Below are 17,646 nucleotides of genomic sequence, written 5' to 3'. Positions count from 1 at the left end.
AAACAAGCATTATGTTAGCATCACCTAAATTGAAATTGGTTGAAGAAATAGTTTCAACGTTTACTAAAGAAGAACTTTTTTGGTTGAGCGGTTATATAGCCGGGAAATATTCAACCACCAATCAAACGAAAGCAGTTGCACCTGCAAAGCCTGTTGTTAATAAGCTTACTATTACTTACGGCACCGAAACAGGTAATTCCAAAAAGCTGGCTTCTGAATTTGCAGCGAAGGCCAAAAAAAGTGGTATTAATGCAAAACTGGTTAGCCTCGATCAATATCGTCTCAATGATTTACCTAAAGAAGAATACCTGCTTTCTATCATAAGCACACAAGGCGAAGGTGAGCCACCTGCTGCTGCAAAAAAGTTTTACGATCATATACACAACAACGGCTTCAGGCTGGATAAACTGAAGTATGGTGTATTGGCGCTGGGTGATACTTCTTACCCGCTGTTTTGTAAAGCAGGCGAAGATGTTGACCTGCAATTAAGCAAGCTGGGCGGTGAGCGCATAGTTCCTTTGCAAAAGTGCGATGTGGATTATGAGAGTGAGGCTAACGATTGGTTTCAGCACGTATTGCAGCAATTGAATAATACGGAGGACACTATCAGCATACAAGCTGCTCCTGTTGTTGCAAAAAAATCAAGCGGCAAAAAGATTTATAATGGAACAATCTTAACTAATATCAATCTTAATGACAGAGGTTCCAACAAGCAAACGCATCATATGGAGATTGCCGGGGATGAGATTGAATATGTACCGGGCGATGCTTTGGGTGTTATCCCCGAAAATCCTCAATCAGTGGTTGACTACATTATTCAATTACTGCAGCTTGATGATAGCAGCACTTTTACTTACAAAGACGAGCAGTTTACAGCTCCGGAATTATTAAAGAAAAAGCTGAATATTATTTATTTACCTGAAAGAGTGGTTGCAAAATATGCCAGCCTTGTAAGCCAGGATATTCCGGCTACCAAAATGGGTTTGCTGGATTTGCTTAGGATTTATCCATTAAAAGATACAAATCAGTTTCAGCAGTTAGTTGACATCTTAGAGCCCATTACACCACGCCTATATTCTATTTCCTCCTCGCCCGAAGCACACAGTGGCGAAATACATCTTACTGTTGCAAAAGACCATTTTGCAGTAAATGATGAGCAAAAATGCGGCTTATGTTCTGGCTATCTTACCGGCTTACCCGAAGAAACGGCATTTGAGTTTTATATTCATAAAAACGCACAGTTCCGCTTACCCGAAGATGATAAAGACATTATCATGATTGGGCCGGGCACCGGCATTGCGCCTTTCCGTTCATTCCTTGCACACAGAGATGCTACAGGCGCTTCCGGGCGTAACTGGCTGTTCTTTGGCGACCAGCATTTTGTTACCGACTTTCTTTATCAAACAGAATTACAAAACTGGCTGGAAACCGGCGTATTAACCAAGCTAAATGTTGCGTTTTCAAGAGATCAAAAAGAGAAAGTATATGTGCAGCATAAAATGCTGCAACACGGCAACGAGCTGTACCAATGGCTTACCAGCGGCGCATCCGTTTTTGTGTGCGGAGCCAAAGAGCCAATGAGTGTAGATGTTGAAAATACATTATTGCAGATAGTTGAACAATTTGGCAACAAAACAACTGCAGATGCTATACAGTTTTTGGAGCAGTTAAAAGAAGAAGGCAGGTATTTGAAAGATGTATATTAATCTATAAAAAAGCGTATTACGCAGCTAATTTTGTTTACAATAAAGTAAACAGAAAGCTGCGTACTTGCAGTATCTTTATCAGTGATAATTAATCTTATGAAGCTGATGAAATTTATTGTGGTGCTGCTGCTTTCTTTTAGTATATCCCATGCGTTTTGCCAGTACGAGGCCATACAGCCGCAAGGCATTTATACCTCCGATTTTAATATTGATGATACCCCGCGTCTCATCACCTATTACATGCCTTTGAATTGGGGTAAAAAGGATTCTTACCCTTTAATAGTGATACTGCACGATGCAAACAGCAATGCCCAAAATACTATCAAAAGTTTAGGAGATATCATTCATGCAAAAGCCGATTCGGGTGATTGCGTAGTACTCTATCCCGATGCAGTTGCAGGGCACTGGAACAGCAAAACAGGCGCGCCTCTTCCTGCTACCGACAGCATTAACGATGCAGGTTTTATCTCTATTATGGTAGATTTTTTTATACAGCAATATAAGTGCGACCCAAAGCAATTATATGTTATAGGTGTTGGTAATGGCGGCGATATGGCTAAGCTATTAAATTGTTTTATTGCGAATAAATATGCAGCTATTGCCAGCATCAATGGAGGAGATAAAGCAAACCCTTGCCCGAACAGCCCTACAGCCAATAGTTTAGAAATAAATGCGCCGCCAAAAGATGCTATTAAACAAGCATTGGATTTTGTGGTGCAGCATGAAAAGCAGTAATATGATTGCTATTATTGTCAATGTTCTTTGCTAACAGTTTTTTGCCGGAGTTCTCCTCCGGCAAAGGCAGGAAAATTTTGTTATAGGTAAATCCATACGTTAGAGTTTGCCATGCTGGCGAGGGAAGTATCTGTGCTTTGCCATAAATGTAGGTATATTTTGAGAGTGATTTTTCTATTAATCTCAGATGCTTCATGCCTCAGCATGACAAGGGTGAAGAACGATTAATAAATCGAATCTTATAAAAGCAAAGGTTCGGAATCTATAAAGAACCCCGAACCTTTTTATCCTTTGTGAACCTTCGCACTTAACGTTTAAAAGCTATTCAAAAAATCACCGCAGCACCATATTCCTATCGGCATCCAATCTTATCAAAATAAATATTAAAATAGTAAAAGTAAGCAGCGAGGAGCCACCATAACTCATCAGCGGCAACGGAATACCCACAATAGGGAAAAGCCCGATAGTCATACACACATTAACCGCAATATGCAAAAACAAAATACTGGCTACGCTGTATGCATATACCCGGCTAAAGGTACTTCGTTGTCGCTCAGCCATGTTTACAATACGCAGCAACAAGAAGAAGTAAATCAGCAAAAAAACAAAGCAGCCGACAAAGCCAAACGCTTCACCCAACGAAGTAAAAATAAAATCGGTATGCTGCTCCGGCACATACTTGCCGCGCGTTTGCGTGCCCTTTAGGAAGCCGCGCCCAAATAAGCCGCCCGAGCCAATAGCAATTTTGCTCTGGCGCACATTATAATCGTCCGGCTTTATTACAACTCTGTTTTCGCTTTCGGCGGTTTGGGCAGCTTTATTCTGGCTGCAGTCGTAATCTTTGCCTACCATGCTGTAGATACGCTGGCTTTGGTAGCACTGAAATACATTATTAAAAATATAAGGCACTGCAAATACCGATATGCCTACGCAGGTGAGCCAAACAAAAATGATAAAAAACAAATAGCTAAGCCTGCGTTTTATTTTTTTAATATTGAAATAAACCACTGCACCGGCAAATAAAGTAAGCGCAATGAAGAGCGTGAGCGGCTGCAGTACCAGCGTAGCCACCACCAAAGCGCCAAACGAAAAGCCTACTACCAATATCCAGCCGGGCAATCCCTCGCGGTACATTACAATAAAAAAAGCAGCATACACCAGCGCCAGCCCGGTTTCGTTTTGTGCTACCGACAACACAGCCGGCAGCATGGCAATAGCGCCAGCCACTATCTGGGATGAGATTTTAGTAAAATCTATGTCTTGCCGCGACATATACTTGGCAAGCGCCAGTGCAGCAAATATTTTGCACAGTTCGGCAGGCTGCAGGTTGAAACCGCCGCCCAATGGTATCCAGCTTTTAGAGCCGTTAATGCTTTTACCTATTACAAAAGTGGCCAGCATCAGTAGTATGCCAAATGCATACAGCAAGTTGGCAAAAGCCGTATATAGTTTACTGTCGCTCAATAAAATAAAAGTGGCCACTACTACGCATATACCTGCAAAAAGTAGCTGCTTACTGTAGTTGGTTTGTCCGGTAAGAAAAGAAGACAGCCAGGGCTGATCGCTATTATACTCTACCATGAAGATACACATAATGCCTACGGCGAGTATAAACGCATACAGCCACACCGTTACCCAATCTATGCCTTTGCTGATAGACCTGTTTTGATAAGTGCTCATTATTGTCTGTTATTGGGCTTTCTTTTATTGTTATCATTATTAGGTATGGCAGCCGGAGAAGTCTTTTGGACAGCCGGAGGCGGTGCATCGCCACTGTCTTTACGGTTGGGCTCAGCCTCGGGGTCAAAAGTTATCTTGCGGTTTTCCAGGCCATTGTCCAGTTTAATGGATGGAATGGTATCTGTTTGCAACTTAGCTGCCTTGGCTGCGCGCAGCGAATCTTTTACCTGATACCAGCGCCTGATGGCATCGGGTAGCAGGTTAGCATTAGCTACGCGGTCCACTTCTCTTTGCCTGCCGGCAGCCAGTGTGTCATTCAGGTATTTTTCCATCATCAGCGAAGCAATAGGACCTGCCCACGTAGCACCATAGCCGGCATTTTCTACTACTACCGCTATTGCAATTTGTGGATTTTCAACAGGCGCATACGCCACAAAAATGGAGTGGTCTTTACCATGCGGGTTTTGTGCGGTACCGGTTTTTGCAGCATAGTTGATACCCGGTACTTTAATATAGGTTGCCGTACCCATCAGCGTTACATCGTGCATGCCGCCCTGAATGGCAGCATACGACTCCTGACTGATGTGCGTAGTAGTGTGCCTGAGGCGGTATTTATTAAAGAAAGCTGTATCGGCAATCGTTTCATTCTCTACACTATCCACAAAATGCGGCGTGTAATAATAGCCACCATTAGCAATAATAGCCATCAGGTTGGCCATTTGCAATGGCGTTGCCAACATTCTATCCTGACCAATACCCAATGTTTCATTAAAGCAACTGCCCCAACGGTCGTTTCCATAATCTCTGGTGTACCGGTTAGTATCGGGTATATAGCCGCCGTCTTCACTTGGCAGGTCAACGCCGAGGCGCCTGCCATAGCCAAAGCTGTTCATATATTCCTTCCACTTGGCATAGCCTTTCTGCGGGCTGCCGTATACCGGGTTATCTACTGCCATGCGATATACTTGTACAAAATAAGAGTTACAGGAGTGTGCCAATGCTATGCGCAGATTGGCAGCATGCCCGCCGCCGGCGTGGGTACATCTTACAGCATGGCTGCAACCATAGTAAGCGCCGGGACAGGGATAACCGTAAGCAGGCGTAATAATACCTTCGTCAAGCGCTATTAAACCACCCAGTGGTTTGAAGGTGGAGCCCGGTGGATATTGCCCTTTGATGGCACGGTTGTACAAAGGCTTTGCTGTATCGAGGAACATGCGGCTGAAGTTTTTTCGCCGCTGTGCACCGGTCAGCTCGTTGGGGTCGTAAGTGGGGCCCGAAGCCATTGCAATGATGCTGCCTGTCTTTGGATTGAGTGCTACTACGCTGCCGATTTTATTAGTTAATAACCTTTCTGCCAGTCGCTGTACTTCAATATCCATGCTGGTGTACAGGTTGCGTCCGGCAATGGCAGCCGTGTCAAAAATGCCATTTTCGTAAGAGCCCACAAGGCGGGCGTGGTTATCGCGCATAAAACGTTTTACGCCACGCTGTCCCATCAAGATTTTTTCGTAAGTCAGTTCCAGACCAGCGCGTCCCGCATAGTCGCCCATTTCATAACCTTCGCCTGCATGCCTGCGCAAAAAGTTGCTGTCTATTTCACCAATATACCCCAGCACCTGCGCTGCTGCATGGTAAGGATAGCTGCGTACTGGCCTATCCTGCAATACAAAGCCATTAAACTTATACATGTCTTCGTTTAGCCGTGCATATTTTTCGTTGGACAGCAGTGGCTCGAACACGCTGGGTTTGTAGCGCGAGTTCTTATAGATGCAGGTCAAAATCCTTTTTTTAAATTCAGCAGTATCAATCCCAAGAATGTCACACAGCGTTGCAGTATCAGTTCCCTTTATTTCGGAAGGCGTTACTACCAAATCGTACATCACCGTGTTTTCGAGTATTGCCCGCCGCTTGCGGTCGTAAATAATACCGCGATCGGGATAGACTACTTTGCGATAAATGGCGTTGTTCTCTGCCTGCAGCCGGTATTCGGATGAAAAAAGCTGCAAATGCAGCAATTGAAGCGTAATGATAAGAAAAACAGCTACAAATATTATTTGAATAATCCTGTTCCTCGATTGATTATAAACCCGCATGTGCTAAAAAGGATGTAAAAGATATATGGTACAAAATACCATTACAAAATTGCTGTTTCGCCAGAGAATTTAAAGATGGCTTCACAAAAAATTATGTAAAGATTTTTATTTGTACAAACGGCATTCCTATACAAAAAAGTATTATAGGGAAAATGTTTAAAGTTTAAGGCTGGGGAGGAAAAGTAGTAGAAAATGCCTCTGGTCTGTTATTCAAAAAGTCCTCCCATGCGTTAATTTGATTATTGCGTTTGCCAGCCTTGGCAAAGCATCCATTGTTTTTAAAAACAGCGCCGTAGTAGTATTACCCCCAAATACCTGCTGAATAAGCCTACCCGCTAACAATCTTTTGGAAAAACGTGCTTTCCATTCTTTGGCATATTGCATCTCCATTTGCGGACGATTGACCTTTTTTTGCAGGAATAAATCAATATTGAGGAATGCCAGTAAAGATGCGTGCATTGCCATACTCATACCGTTGCCGCAAAGTGGTGCAATCAGTCCGGCAGTATCGCCGAGCATGAGGATTCCATTTTCTACCTGCGTTTTTGGTTCAAAAGAAATTTGCGAAATAGCCAATGGCTGCTGGTATAAAAAAGCAGCTCCTGAAAAAATGGCTTTTAGTTGCGGATTTTGCGACAGCAATTCTCCTTCCATTTGTGCAATGCTGCTGTTGTGTTTTTTAAGATTGGCAGCCGTGGTTAAATAGCAAAGGCAGCATTTATCTTCTTCAATTTTTGATATGCCGCAATAACCGTTTTTAAAGTTGTGCAATGCAATTACACTATTTGGGTGCGGATGTTGAATATGATATTTAATACCAATATAGTTATTGAGCTGGTTACTTTTTTGCAGCGTAAAAGCGCGTTTCCATTTTACATCCAGATTGCTGCGCTTGCCATAAGCGCCGCACGCAATACGCGCAGTAAAATTGCCTGCTGATGTAAGAGCAGTAAAGCGGTCATTAGCGAATTGTACATCCTGCACTTTTGTGCCGGTTTTTACTACTGCCCCTTTCTTCAAAGCGGTTTGGTACAGCAGGTTATCCAGTGTGAAACGGCTTATGCCAAAGCCTCCCAAATCTAATGGGAATGGATACAGATTGCCTATTACATCGGTTAAATGCAGTGTATTGATTTGGGGCAAATGATACTGCTGCAACGGCACGCCCAAACGTTGTAAAAAAGGCACACTTTCGTTGCTGATGTACTCGCCGCATACTTTATGAAAAGGATATTCCTCTTTCTCAAACAAAATGGTTGCATAGCCCGCACCGGCGCACTGAATGGCAAGCGATAAGCCGGCAAGACCACCACCGATAATGACTACGTCGTATAAGGTTGTATCATTCATGCCGGTAAGTAATCAAATAGCGGAATGCCCATTGCCATTGAATTTGGTAGGATGGAACATGAGCTTGCACAAACACTTTTTTCCATTCTTTTTTAATAAAGCCACGTGCTACGCTCAGTGGTGCATCGTTCTTTACTAAATAGGATTTCGAAAATAATTGTGTAAGCCATTTGATAGAATAGTACGCTAACGGATGCCGTTGCAAATCATTTATAAAAAAACCAATTGCAGATTGATGTTGCATCCATTGTAATTGCTGCACCAGTTCTTCATTAGTAAAATGATGACAGAATAAACTGGAGAAAATAATGTCTGGTTTGGCATCAAAAGTTACATGGCGATAATCGCTGCAAATCCACTCCGTACAAAGTGGTAAAGTCTTGTTCTTTTTTGCATAAGCAATGCATTCTTCTTTTATGTCAATGCCGGTAAAAGCAACCTGTATGTTTAATTTTTTACACCATTTATAAATAGCCTGGAGATTATCGCCGCCACCACAACCTATCTCGCATACATGCAATTGCTGCTGCCCGTTGCGCAGCAGATTAAAGCCCTTAACTGTAATGCGATGGCCGCCGAGTAAAGCATTAATCACATCCAGTTCGCGCATGTTTTGTTCAATATCGGCAAATGGAATAGCATCGCTATCCAGCAATTCTTTTTGATATGAGCGGTGTTTTAAATTCATTATGCAATCACAGCAGTAAATGTTTCCATAGTCAGTCCCGGACCAAAAGCAACGCCCAAAGCGTGGGAAGACTTTCCGGATTGTTGTTTTGCCTGCCGGCAAATTTTATCCAGCACAAAAAAGATAGTTGCCGAGGACATGTTGCCATACTGCCGAAGCACTTCGCGCGCCGGTTGCGTATTTGCCTCATTCAAGCCCAATTGCTTTTGAATAGTATCAATAATTTTTCTGCCGCCGGGGTGTATGCACCAATGAGCAATATCTTTTTTAGTAAGGCGACTTTGCTGCAAAGCTTCCTCCACCAATGCCGTAATATCTTCCTCTATCAGTTGTGGAACATAGCCGCTTAGCGTCATCAAAAAACCTTTACTGCTTATTTCCCATGCCATATCTTTAATACCCTTAAAAGCAATAGCTGAATGAAAGTTGGTGACAGTAGCAACAGGTTTTATACTTTCATCATTACTCATTAGCAGCGCTGCGCTGCCATCGGCGAAAAGCAAACTGCTGGCGGCATTGTCTGGCGTATATTCCTGTTGAAAATGCAATGTACATAACTCTGTAGCAACAATTAATACATAGGCTTTTGCATCGGTATCACATATCATTTTACCCAGCTTGAGGGCGTGTACACCCGCATAACAACCCATAAAATTAACGGAGGTGCGAAATACATTAGGCGATAATTGCAAGGCTTCTACGAGTTCCAAATCAAGCCCCGGTGCACTCATACCGGTGCAGCTTACGGTAATTAAATGTGTAATGGTTATCGCTTCTTTTATGTTTTTTAAACAGCGCTGTGCTGCTTTTGAAGATAAAGGCAACGCATGTTGCTTATACAACTCCATACGTTTATCCAATGGAGTGTATTCATTACTTTCTATATTAATAAACTGCCATTGTTGTGGCGGCTGGCTAAAATCTTTCAGCACCGAATAACGGTTTTCGATGCCGCTATAGTGATACATAAAAGCCAGCTTGCGCCTGTCTGTTGCATTGAGGTTGTAAGCCTGTTGCATAAACTGCAGGATATCTTTTTGCCGGTGGCAGTATTCGGGTACTGTGGTTGCTATGGAAATAATATTAGCCAATATAGTTTAATATAAATAAGGTGATAAAGGCCAGATTGGTACAGCCTGCAGCGAGCCAATTCATTTGCATCGTATGTTTAAAATCGGCAGCCGCCTTATGCTTCCATACTTGCGTTACCCAATAAAAAAAATAAATTAATACAGGTATGAAAAAGATTTGCAGCAAAGCAAAACGTACCAACTGCAGTGTGTACTGAAAATGGACAAACAATAAGCCAAAAGCAATTACATACATAGTTGCGCAAAAAACAAAAGTACCCCTGATACCCAGCAACATACTGATGGTTTGCACGCCATCTTTGGCATCAGCTTCGTGCTGATATACCTGTGTGATGGGATAAAAACCGCCAATTAAAAATGCTGCTGCCAGGCAGGCAATCCACGGAAAAGGTGTGGTTGTATTGGTATTAGCGCCGTTGTACACCATCCAAAAAGTAAGTGCACCCTGGTTGATAATGACCGTAAGATAACCCCCTACAGCAAAGCGCTTCAGTCTTATTTTTCGGTAGCTATACAATCGCGAACAAATGATATAAATAATAAAAGCAATTGCAAACGGAACGCTGATAATAAATGACAACAATGCTGCTGCAATATCTAATACAACAGTGGTATAGAACAATTGTTTTGTTGGTTGCATTGGATGTTCAATGCCACCAATGCTGCTCTCATCACGATCCATATAACTATTGTAGCCATTGCTGGAGGGATATAAAAACAAGTGCAGTAAAATAAAAATAAGTATTGCTTTAAACAGATTTACCTCCGGCACCATGCTCAGTGCAAACCAGTACACCGGCATGAGAAAAAATGAAAACGGCAGACGCAGCAATTGTATGGTGGAGCGGTGCAGCATAGGCTTGGAAGTGAAGATAAGAAAGTTGTTGGAGGTTAAAGCATTTAACATCAATAGAAGGTAGGAAAAGCTTCTGATACTTTTGTGTAAATAAAACAAACGATAAGTGCTGGAGGCAAAATTTCATTGCCGCGTAAAAAATTAATCCCATTAATGAATACAGCTATTGGCTTTCATCGTTCATGGATACTGTCGGCGCTGTTATCGGAACTTCATTGGCATTGCGTATTTGTATTTTTTTCGGAGACAATACAAACCCTTTTTTATATTGCTGTTATTCGGGGGCTAGCTGCAGTATTTGCTTTTTTTATTGCTTAAAATAAAACAGTCTGGATAAGAATACAATAATTAGGGGTGTTTATATTTTTTACAATTTCATATATGCACTGTTCGCTTTTCCCGCCGGCATTATAGCCGATAAAGTGGGATTAAGAACTATTTTATTACTGGGCTTTTTTTGTTTGTTTGTGTATATGCAGGCTTTTTCATAAATACTAATATGTACTTCTTTTTCGGGTTATTTTTTAGGTATGGTGTATATGCGGCTGCAACAGGCGGTATTTCAAAAGCATGGATTACCAATATCACTGATAAAAAGGATACTGCAACTGCCATTAACACTTTCCCGGCGTTGCAAAGCATTTGTACAATGCTGGCAAGCTCGCGTACCGGGTGGGTTTATCTGGCTTCGTTTGGCGTCGGTGCTGCTTTCATGATAGCCGTATTGTTACTTTGCTCGTAGTAATCTACTTTCTCCCTATTCCGGCACCAGCCATTAAATTTCAATTGCAGCGCAGGAGTATATGATTTTATCTAAAAAAACACCTTTTTTATCCCCGGTTTTATAACAAAAAATAAGCATATAACACTGCCAATTTACTTCTTAAAACCGCTTATTTTCAGTAACTTCGCAGACCTGTAAAGAATTAGTTTTTACAGCCAGATAAGACCGTTATGAATGAAGAAACTTTAGTAGCAGAAGAAGCGCCGCAAACCAAAACCTACGGCGCCGATAGTATCCAGGTATTAGAAGGTTTGGAAGCCGTGCGTAAGCGCCCGGCAATGTATATAGGTGATGTAAGCGTAAAAGGGTTGCACCACCTTGTGTACGAAGTAGTAGATAACTCCATTGACGAGGCCCTTGCCGGCTATTGCAAAAACATCGTTGTTACTATTCACGAAGACAATTCCATTTCCGTACAGGACGATGGTCGCGGTATTCCCACCGGCATCAATACCAAAGAAGGCCGCAGCGCACTGGAAATTGTAATGACCGTGCTGCACGCTGGTGGTAAATTTGACAAAAACACCTATAAAGTATCGGGCGGTTTGCATGGCGTGGGCGTAAGCTGCGTGAATGCCCTGAGTACTACCTTACATGTAACCGTGCATCGCGATGGCAAAATATTTGAACAGACCTATCACGAAGGCAAACCTGAATATGAGGTGCGCGAAATTGGGGTGAGTGATAAAACCGGCACCCGCGTACATTTTTGGCCGGATTATTCCATTTTTCAGGTAAGTACTTATAGTAAAGACATCCTCGAAGGCCGCCTGCGCGAGCTGGCCTACCTCAACAAACGCATACAAATTGTTTTAAACGATTTACGCGAGAAAGATGAGCATGGCGTTACCTACAGTAAAACGTTTTACAGCGAAGGCGGTATTATGGAGTTTGTGGAAATGCTGGATAAAAATGGCAACCGCAACTCGCTCATTGGCAAGCCGCTGTATGTAGAAGGGCTTGATGTTAACTCTAATATAGCAGTAGAAGTTGCCCTTACTTATAATGATGATTTTAAAGAGCATATCTTCTCTTACGTAAATAATATCAATACCATCGAAGGCGGTACGCACGTTACCGGTTTTCGCCAGGCATTAACGCGTGTGTTTAAAACATATGGCGATAAGCAAGGCCTGTTTGAGAAAGCGAAGGTGGCAGTAGAAGGCGATGACTTCCGTGAAGGCTTAAGTGCTATCATATCTGTAAAAGTACCGGAGCCGCAGTTTGAAGGGCAAACAAAAACAAAGCTGGGTAACAGCGATGTAAGTGGTGTAGTGCAAACTACGGTTGCCCGTGCACTGGAAAATTACCTGGAAGAGAATCCAAGAGAAGCCAAGAACATTATTAGTAAAGTAGTGCTGGCAGCGCAAGCCCGCGTAGCGGCTAAAAAAGCCCGCGAAATGGTGCAGCGTAAAACGGTATTAAGCGGTAGCGGACTACCCGGTAAATTGGCCGATTGCAGTGAGCGTGACCCCGAAAAAACAGAACTCTACCTCGTGGAAGGTGACAGTGCCGGCGGTACTGCCAAGCAAGGTCGCGAAAGAAGCTTTCAGGCTATTTTGCCCCTGCGCGGTAAAATCCTCAACGTGGAAAAAGCTATGGAGCATAAGATTTATGAGAACGAAGAAATCCGCAACATCTTTACTGCAATGGGTGTAACGGTGGGTACTCCCGATGACCCAAAAGCGCTCAATATCAGTAAGCTCCGTTATCATAAGCTTATCATCATGACCGATGCTGACGTGGATGGATCGCACATTGCCACGCTGATTCTTACTTTCATTTTCCGGTATATGAAAGAACTGGTGCAGCAAGGCTATGTGTATATCGCACAGCCGCCCTTGTATTTGGTAAAGAAAGGAAAAGAAGCACATTACGCTTACAGCGAGGAGCAGCGTAAAATGTGGATTGAGCGTTTAGCCAACGGCCGCGAAGACAGCGTAGGCATACAGCGTTATAAAGGCTTGGGCGAAATGAATGCCGACCAGTTGTGGGAGACTACCATGGATCCTGCACGCCGTACTTTAAAACAGGTAACACTGGAAAGTGCTGCCGAAGCAGACCGCGTCTTCAGCATGTTGATGGGCGATGAAGTGGCACCCCGCCGCGAGTTTATAGAAACGCACGCACGCTATGCTAAAATAGATGTATAGCTATTAATTAGATTTTACTATTGAATATAAAGCCCCGCCGCAGGCGGGGCTTTTATTTTTTGTGTAAATAAATTAATGCATTGTTTACTTTGCCGTTGTTTGCATCAACTGATATTGAAGAATAGCAATGTGCAATAAAACCATATTTTATTTACCCGATATTCATTCACTTTTACCCACAACCGGTTTTCTCTTAAAATCACTTTCTACATTTATTTTGTTGTTTATCTTTCGTGCCTCAATTATACCAATTCGTGAACAGATTTTTGCTTCTTTGCCTGCTGACCGTAATTATACCATTTTATGTATTTGCACAAAAGAACAATGCCGGTATTCAGTACTTCATTCATAAAACAGCTTTACCTGTAACTATTGATGGTGCTATGGATGAAGCTGCCTGGCAAAATGCTGCCGCTGCCGATAGTTTTTATATGGTGCTGCCTATGGATACCAGTATGGCACAGGTAAAAACGGAAGTACGCATGACCTATGATGACCGTTATTTATACCTCATTGCTATATGTTACAATGCTTTGCCCGGCGCGAATATGGTGGAATCGTTGCGGCGCGATTTTAACTTTGGAAAAAACGATAACTTTTTAGTGTTTATAGATCCGTTTGAGGACCAGACCACCGGCTTTTCGTTTGGTGCTAATGCTGCCGGCGCACAGTGGGACGGCACCATGTACAGCGGCGGCTCGGTGGACCTAAACTGGGACAACAAGTGGCTGTCGGCAGTTAAAAACTACCCTGACAAGTACATATTTGAAGCAGCTATTCCTTTCAAAACATTGCGGTATAAAAGAGACATGCTGCATTGGGGCATCAACTTTAGCCGCAACGATTTAAAGACTACCGAAAAAAGCAGTTGGGCACCTATGCCAAGGCAGTTTCCTACGGCATCGCTGGCTTACACCGGCACGCTGGTGTGGGATGTACCGCCGCCCGATCCGCACAGCAATGTGTCTATAATTCCTTATTTCCTTACCAGCACTGCTAAAGATTACACCACCAACAAATCATCGGGCATACTGGGGCGCGAAGGTGTGGATGCAAAAATAGCTTTTTCTACCGCACTCAACCTCGACCTTACGGTGCATCCCGATTTTTCGCAGGTAGAAGTGGACCAGCAGGTAACCAACCTAAGCCGTTATGAGCTGTTTTTCCCCGAAAAAAGACAGTTTTTTTTAGAAAACGGCGACTTATTTGGCAACTTTGGTTATACAGATGTTCGTCCTTTTTTCTCAAGAAGAATTGGCTTGAATACACCCATTAATGCGGGTGTACGTTTGAGCGGCAAGATTAATAAAACACTACGCATTGGCGTTATGGATATGGAAACGGCCGGTAATGAAGAAATTGCTTCGCCTGCACAGAACTATGCGGTAGTTTCGTTACAGCAAAAGGTGTTTAAGCGCTCCAATATCGGGTTTATTTATATTGATAAAGCGGCTATTAATTACCACCCCACCGGCAGCGATAGTTTAAAGGGCGTTTACTCAAAATACAACCGCAACATGGGTGTGGAGTATAACCTGGCCTCTGCAAATAACGTATTTACGGGTAAGGCGATGATACTAAAATCTTTTACGCCGGGTAAAAGTGGTGACGACCTAACCCATGCTGCCAATCTGCAATACAGCAGCCGCAAATGGTTAATTAACGGTCAGTATGAGTATGTAGGTAAAAATTATACTGCCGAGGCTGGCTATGTGCCACGTACTGGTTTTATTAAGCTTAATCCTTCTATTTCAAGGTATTTCTTTCCTAAGCGCGGCGCTATTCTTACGCATGGCCCGCAGCTTACACTCAACTATTTTTTCGATACCAAATTTCATCGTACCGATTATGAAAATGTGCTGGCCTATCTCTTTACTTTCCGTAGCAAAAGCACATTGTCGCTTATAGGTCAAAATGATTATGTGCGGTTATTACGACCATTCGACCCAACCAATACCGGCAAAGATTCGCTGCTGGCCGGCAGTGAGCACCGTTATTCGCTTACCGGCTTCGATTATGTATCGGCACCGCAACATACTTTTACATATGCAGCTTCTATGCGGTACGGAAGCTACTATGCCGGCGGGCATATATTCACTGCCGGCGGTACACTTGGCTACCGCGTACAGCCGTATGTAAATATTAATATGTATGTGAATTACAACAACCTGATACTACCGCAGCCCTGGGGCAATGTGCATTTTTGGTTGATTGGTCCGCGCATAGATGTAACATTTACCAATACGCTGTTTTTTACTACTTTTTTCCAGTATAATCAGCAGACAAATAATGTGAATATCAATACACGTTTCCAATGGCGCTACAAACCTGCTTCTGATTTGTTTATTGTTTATACCGATAATTATTTCCCTGCACCTTTTGCCGTAAAAACAAGAGCCCTGGTGCTAAAGCTGAATTATTGGTGGAATTTGTAGAAGGTGTTAAATACAAGTATGTTACCGTTTGGCTTTCCCTTTAATTTTTACTCTAACCTAAGCGGATATACTAATGTGCAACCATTGAATAAAGATTAAATGCGCTTAAATATACATTAATTAACAGCATGTAAAATATAGTTATATTATTATCTATGTATTTTCGCTGTAACTCTTGTACAGTTGGAATAAAAATCTGACGTTCTAAGACTCCGTTATTCAATATACAAGCAAGTACAATCGTTTTACGTTAGTTGGCTACAAAGTATTTGTTCATCAGCTAATTCAGCGCAGCTTGTTTTAGTAGCTGATTAACTGCTTATTCAAAATAATATCCAATTCATCCGGTTATCTAAAATTCATGATAATGAAACTGAAACATTGTATTACTGCTTTACTCCTGATCGCAGCAATTAATTTTACACCCACAAGAGTAAATGCGCAAGTTGAATTTGGCGATGAAGGCGGCGATCCGGATACCAACGTGCCCTTCGATGGCGGCATCGGCATCTTAGTGGCTGCCGGTGTGGCGTATGGCATAAAGAAAAAATACGAACACAATAAAGAGCAGCAAGCAGAGAAATAAGCTTATTCAGCGGTATTGAAAAAGTAATTGCAGGGATACTTTTCCAAATTCACTTTTCCAGTTTACTATTAGCCTTACTGTAAGTAGTGCCCCAAAAGAAGCCCGCCATAAGCGGGCTTATAATATGTTTATCAGGAGCCTGGATTAGTAACATTCCTGCTATTTTAGTCTTTATATCTCTTCACAAAATTGCCTTCATAACCCCTTTTTTCATCATCGCTTTATTTATTACTTCCTGCGCACGCCGCAAAGCAATGGCTGTTGGCTGATGCAATACACGCCGTAATGAGCCCATATCGTCGGGTAGTATGTCCCATACGCCCGACCGGTGCCAGGGTTGCATGTGATCCCAATCAGGACGGTCAATTATTGGATACCAGCAAATGCCCCATAAGGGTAGTCCCTCCCGCAACAGCTTAGCACAGGACGCTGCAACAAAAGTTAGCCATTCGGGGCGGTGTACGCCGGGATGGCTGGTTTCGGTAAGTACAAACGGACGGTTATAGCGTTTGTAAGCCTTATACATTAAATCGCTTAACGGTTGCCACCGCGGATCGTTGTTCTCATTCCCCCATGGTAAAAACTGGCCTGTATCGGCAACCCATTGATTGTTATGGTAATAATTAAAGCCCAGGATATCCAGGTATTCCGGCTTGCCGCCTAGTTCGGGGCACATAAACCCGCAAAGCATCTCGGTTACCTGAAACTGAAGCTCGTGCAATGCAGCCGCCTTTTCTATACCTTCTTCATCAGCATCCAGTTCCGGTACAATGCTCGTGAGCGGCTCAGTAGTAAGTATGCGCACATCGGGATCTTCCTCCTTCATGGCTGCTATACCTTCTATATAAGCTTGCATCAGGTGGTATTTTACCTCCCAACCCTGCCCTACGCAATATGGTGAAGTGCCACGCACATCGCCGCCCAGCCAAGATAAAAAGCTGACTTCATTGATAGGCGTAACAATCAGTGTACTTTCGGTATCAATAGAACGGTAGAAGCGAACAAAAGCCCGGCATAACGCCGAAAAGCGTCGTGCAAAATGAGGATGCAACGGTGTGAGATCGTCGGGGAAGCCAAAGTGACAGATATCCCATACCTGCTGTACGCTTTGTGCTTTGGCACACTCCATCATATAGCCTACCGTACTCCAGTCGTACTGGTATGGGCGTTGCTCTACCTGACTCCAGCGGATACCTTCTCTTACCGTTTTAATATCGAATAAATCCAACTGCCGATAATCTTCCTTCAGCATTTGCAAATGCCCGGTGAGGGTTAAAAAATCTACCCTGTTGCCAAAAGCATTTAGTTTATCGGTACACTCATATCCGCCCATCCAAAACGAGGCGAACGGGCTTTGATGAAGGGTATATTCATCATTCATCAAAACAGTCATGATGTTGAAGATTGTTTTACTTTCAAAAATGTACTACAGCGCTATCATTGGCTTGCTTACAGTAATTATAAGTAAGCCAATGCTCATTTATTA

13 protein-coding genes are annotated in these 17,646 nt (G+C 42.9%); 6 read left to right on the top strand and 7 right to left on the bottom strand.

Features of this window, described 5'->3' with window-relative positions:
• The first annotated feature begins 11 nt into the window (after positions 1-11).
• Together FC093_RS06025 and FC093_RS06020 are read left to right on the top strand one after the other, a co-directional pair.
• The gene (locus FC093_RS06025; RefSeq protein ID WP_137260845.1) at positions 12-1,706 is read left to right on the top strand and encodes a diflavin oxidoreductase; all 1,695 of its coding nucleotides are present in this window, start codon (positions 12-14) and stop codon (positions 1,704-1,706) included.
• Between the two features lie 96 nt (positions 1,707-1,802).
• A complete protein-coding gene (locus tag FC093_RS06020; RefSeq protein ID WP_137260844.1) occupies positions 1,803-2,441 on the top strand; it encodes a PHB depolymerase family esterase in 639 nt (212 codons plus the stop codon).
• 333 nt (positions 2,442-2,774) lie between these two features.
• On the opposite strand, the gene rodA is transcribed toward FC093_RS06020, so the two are convergent.
• From rodA to FC093_RS05990, 6 genes are all read right to left on the bottom strand, one after another.
• Positions 2,775-4,121, bottom strand: coding sequence for a rod shape-determining protein RodA (gene rodA, locus FC093_RS06015; protein WP_137260843.1), 1,347 nt, complete (start codon positions 4,119-4,121; stop codon positions 2,775-2,777).
• Complete coding sequence (mrdA, locus tag FC093_RS06010) at positions 4,121-6,217, bottom strand: penicillin-binding protein 2 (protein ID WP_137260842.1); 2,097 nt, start codon at positions 6,215-6,217, stop codon at positions 4,121-4,123. Before mrdA ends, rodA begins: the two co-directional genes overlap by 1 nt.
• Before the next feature lie 210 nt (positions 6,218-6,427).
• Positions 6,428-7,567, bottom strand: a complete 1,140-nt coding sequence (locus FC093_RS06005) for an NAD(P)/FAD-dependent oxidoreductase (RefSeq protein ID WP_137260841.1) — start codon at positions 7,565-7,567, stop codon at positions 6,428-6,430.
• Positions 7,560-8,255, bottom strand: coding sequence for a methyltransferase domain-containing protein (locus FC093_RS06000; protein ID WP_137260840.1), 696 nt, complete (start codon positions 8,253-8,255; stop codon positions 7,560-7,562). Before FC093_RS06000 ends, FC093_RS06005 begins: the two co-directional genes overlap by 8 nt.
• A complete protein-coding gene (locus tag FC093_RS05995; RefSeq protein WP_206106522.1) occupies positions 8,255-9,346 on the bottom strand; it encodes a type III polyketide synthase in 1,092 nt (363 codons plus the stop codon). The genes FC093_RS06000 and FC093_RS05995 overlap by 1 nt, the downstream gene beginning before the upstream one ends.
• Positions 9,339-10,253, bottom strand: coding sequence for a UbiA family prenyltransferase (locus FC093_RS05990; RefSeq protein WP_240743210.1), 915 nt, complete (start codon positions 10,251-10,253; stop codon positions 9,339-9,341). The genes FC093_RS05995 and FC093_RS05990 overlap by 8 nt, the downstream gene beginning before the upstream one ends.
• Positions 10,254-10,701: 448 nt before the next feature.
• Here FC093_RS05990 and FC093_RS05985 point away from each other — a divergent pair, with 448 nt between their 5' ends.
• From FC093_RS05985 to FC093_RS05970, 4 genes are all read left to right on the top strand, one after another.
• Complete coding sequence (locus tag FC093_RS05985; protein WP_137260839.1) at positions 10,702-10,944, top strand: MFS transporter; 243 nt, start codon at positions 10,702-10,704, stop codon at positions 10,942-10,944.
• A 212-nt stretch (positions 10,945-11,156) separates the two neighbouring features.
• A complete protein-coding gene (gene gyrB, locus FC093_RS05980) occupies positions 11,157-13,139 on the top strand; it encodes a DNA topoisomerase (ATP-hydrolyzing) subunit B (protein WP_137260838.1) in 1,983 nt (660 codons plus the stop codon).
• Between the two features lie 254 nt (positions 13,140-13,393).
• Positions 13,394-15,574: a DUF5916 domain-containing protein gene (locus FC093_RS05975; RefSeq protein ID WP_240743209.1), complete on the top strand. Its 2,181-nt coding sequence runs from the start codon at positions 13,394-13,396 to the stop codon at positions 15,572-15,574.
• Between the two features lie 367 nt (positions 15,575-15,941).
• The gene (locus FC093_RS05970) at positions 15,942-16,160 is read left to right on the top strand and encodes a PID-CTERM protein-sorting domain-containing protein (RefSeq protein WP_137260837.1); all 219 of its coding nucleotides are present in this window, start codon (positions 15,942-15,944) and stop codon (positions 16,158-16,160) included.
• A 181-nt stretch (positions 16,161-16,341) separates the two neighbouring features.
• On the opposite strand, the gene FC093_RS05965 is transcribed toward FC093_RS05970, so the two are convergent.
• Positions 16,342-17,553, bottom strand: a complete 1,212-nt coding sequence (locus tag FC093_RS05965; RefSeq protein ID WP_240743208.1) for an amine oxidase — start codon at positions 17,551-17,553, stop codon at positions 16,342-16,344.
• Between the last annotated feature and the right edge of the window lie 93 nt (positions 17,554-17,646).

It is taken from the genome of Ilyomonas limi, assembly GCF_005233845.1.
GTDB classification, from domain to species: domain Bacteria; phylum Bacteroidota; class Bacteroidia; order Chitinophagales; family Chitinophagaceae; genus Ilyomonas; species Ilyomonas limi.
The sequence above is the reverse complement of the archived record's forward strand: the minus strand, read 5'-3'. Positions and strand labels throughout refer to the sequence as shown.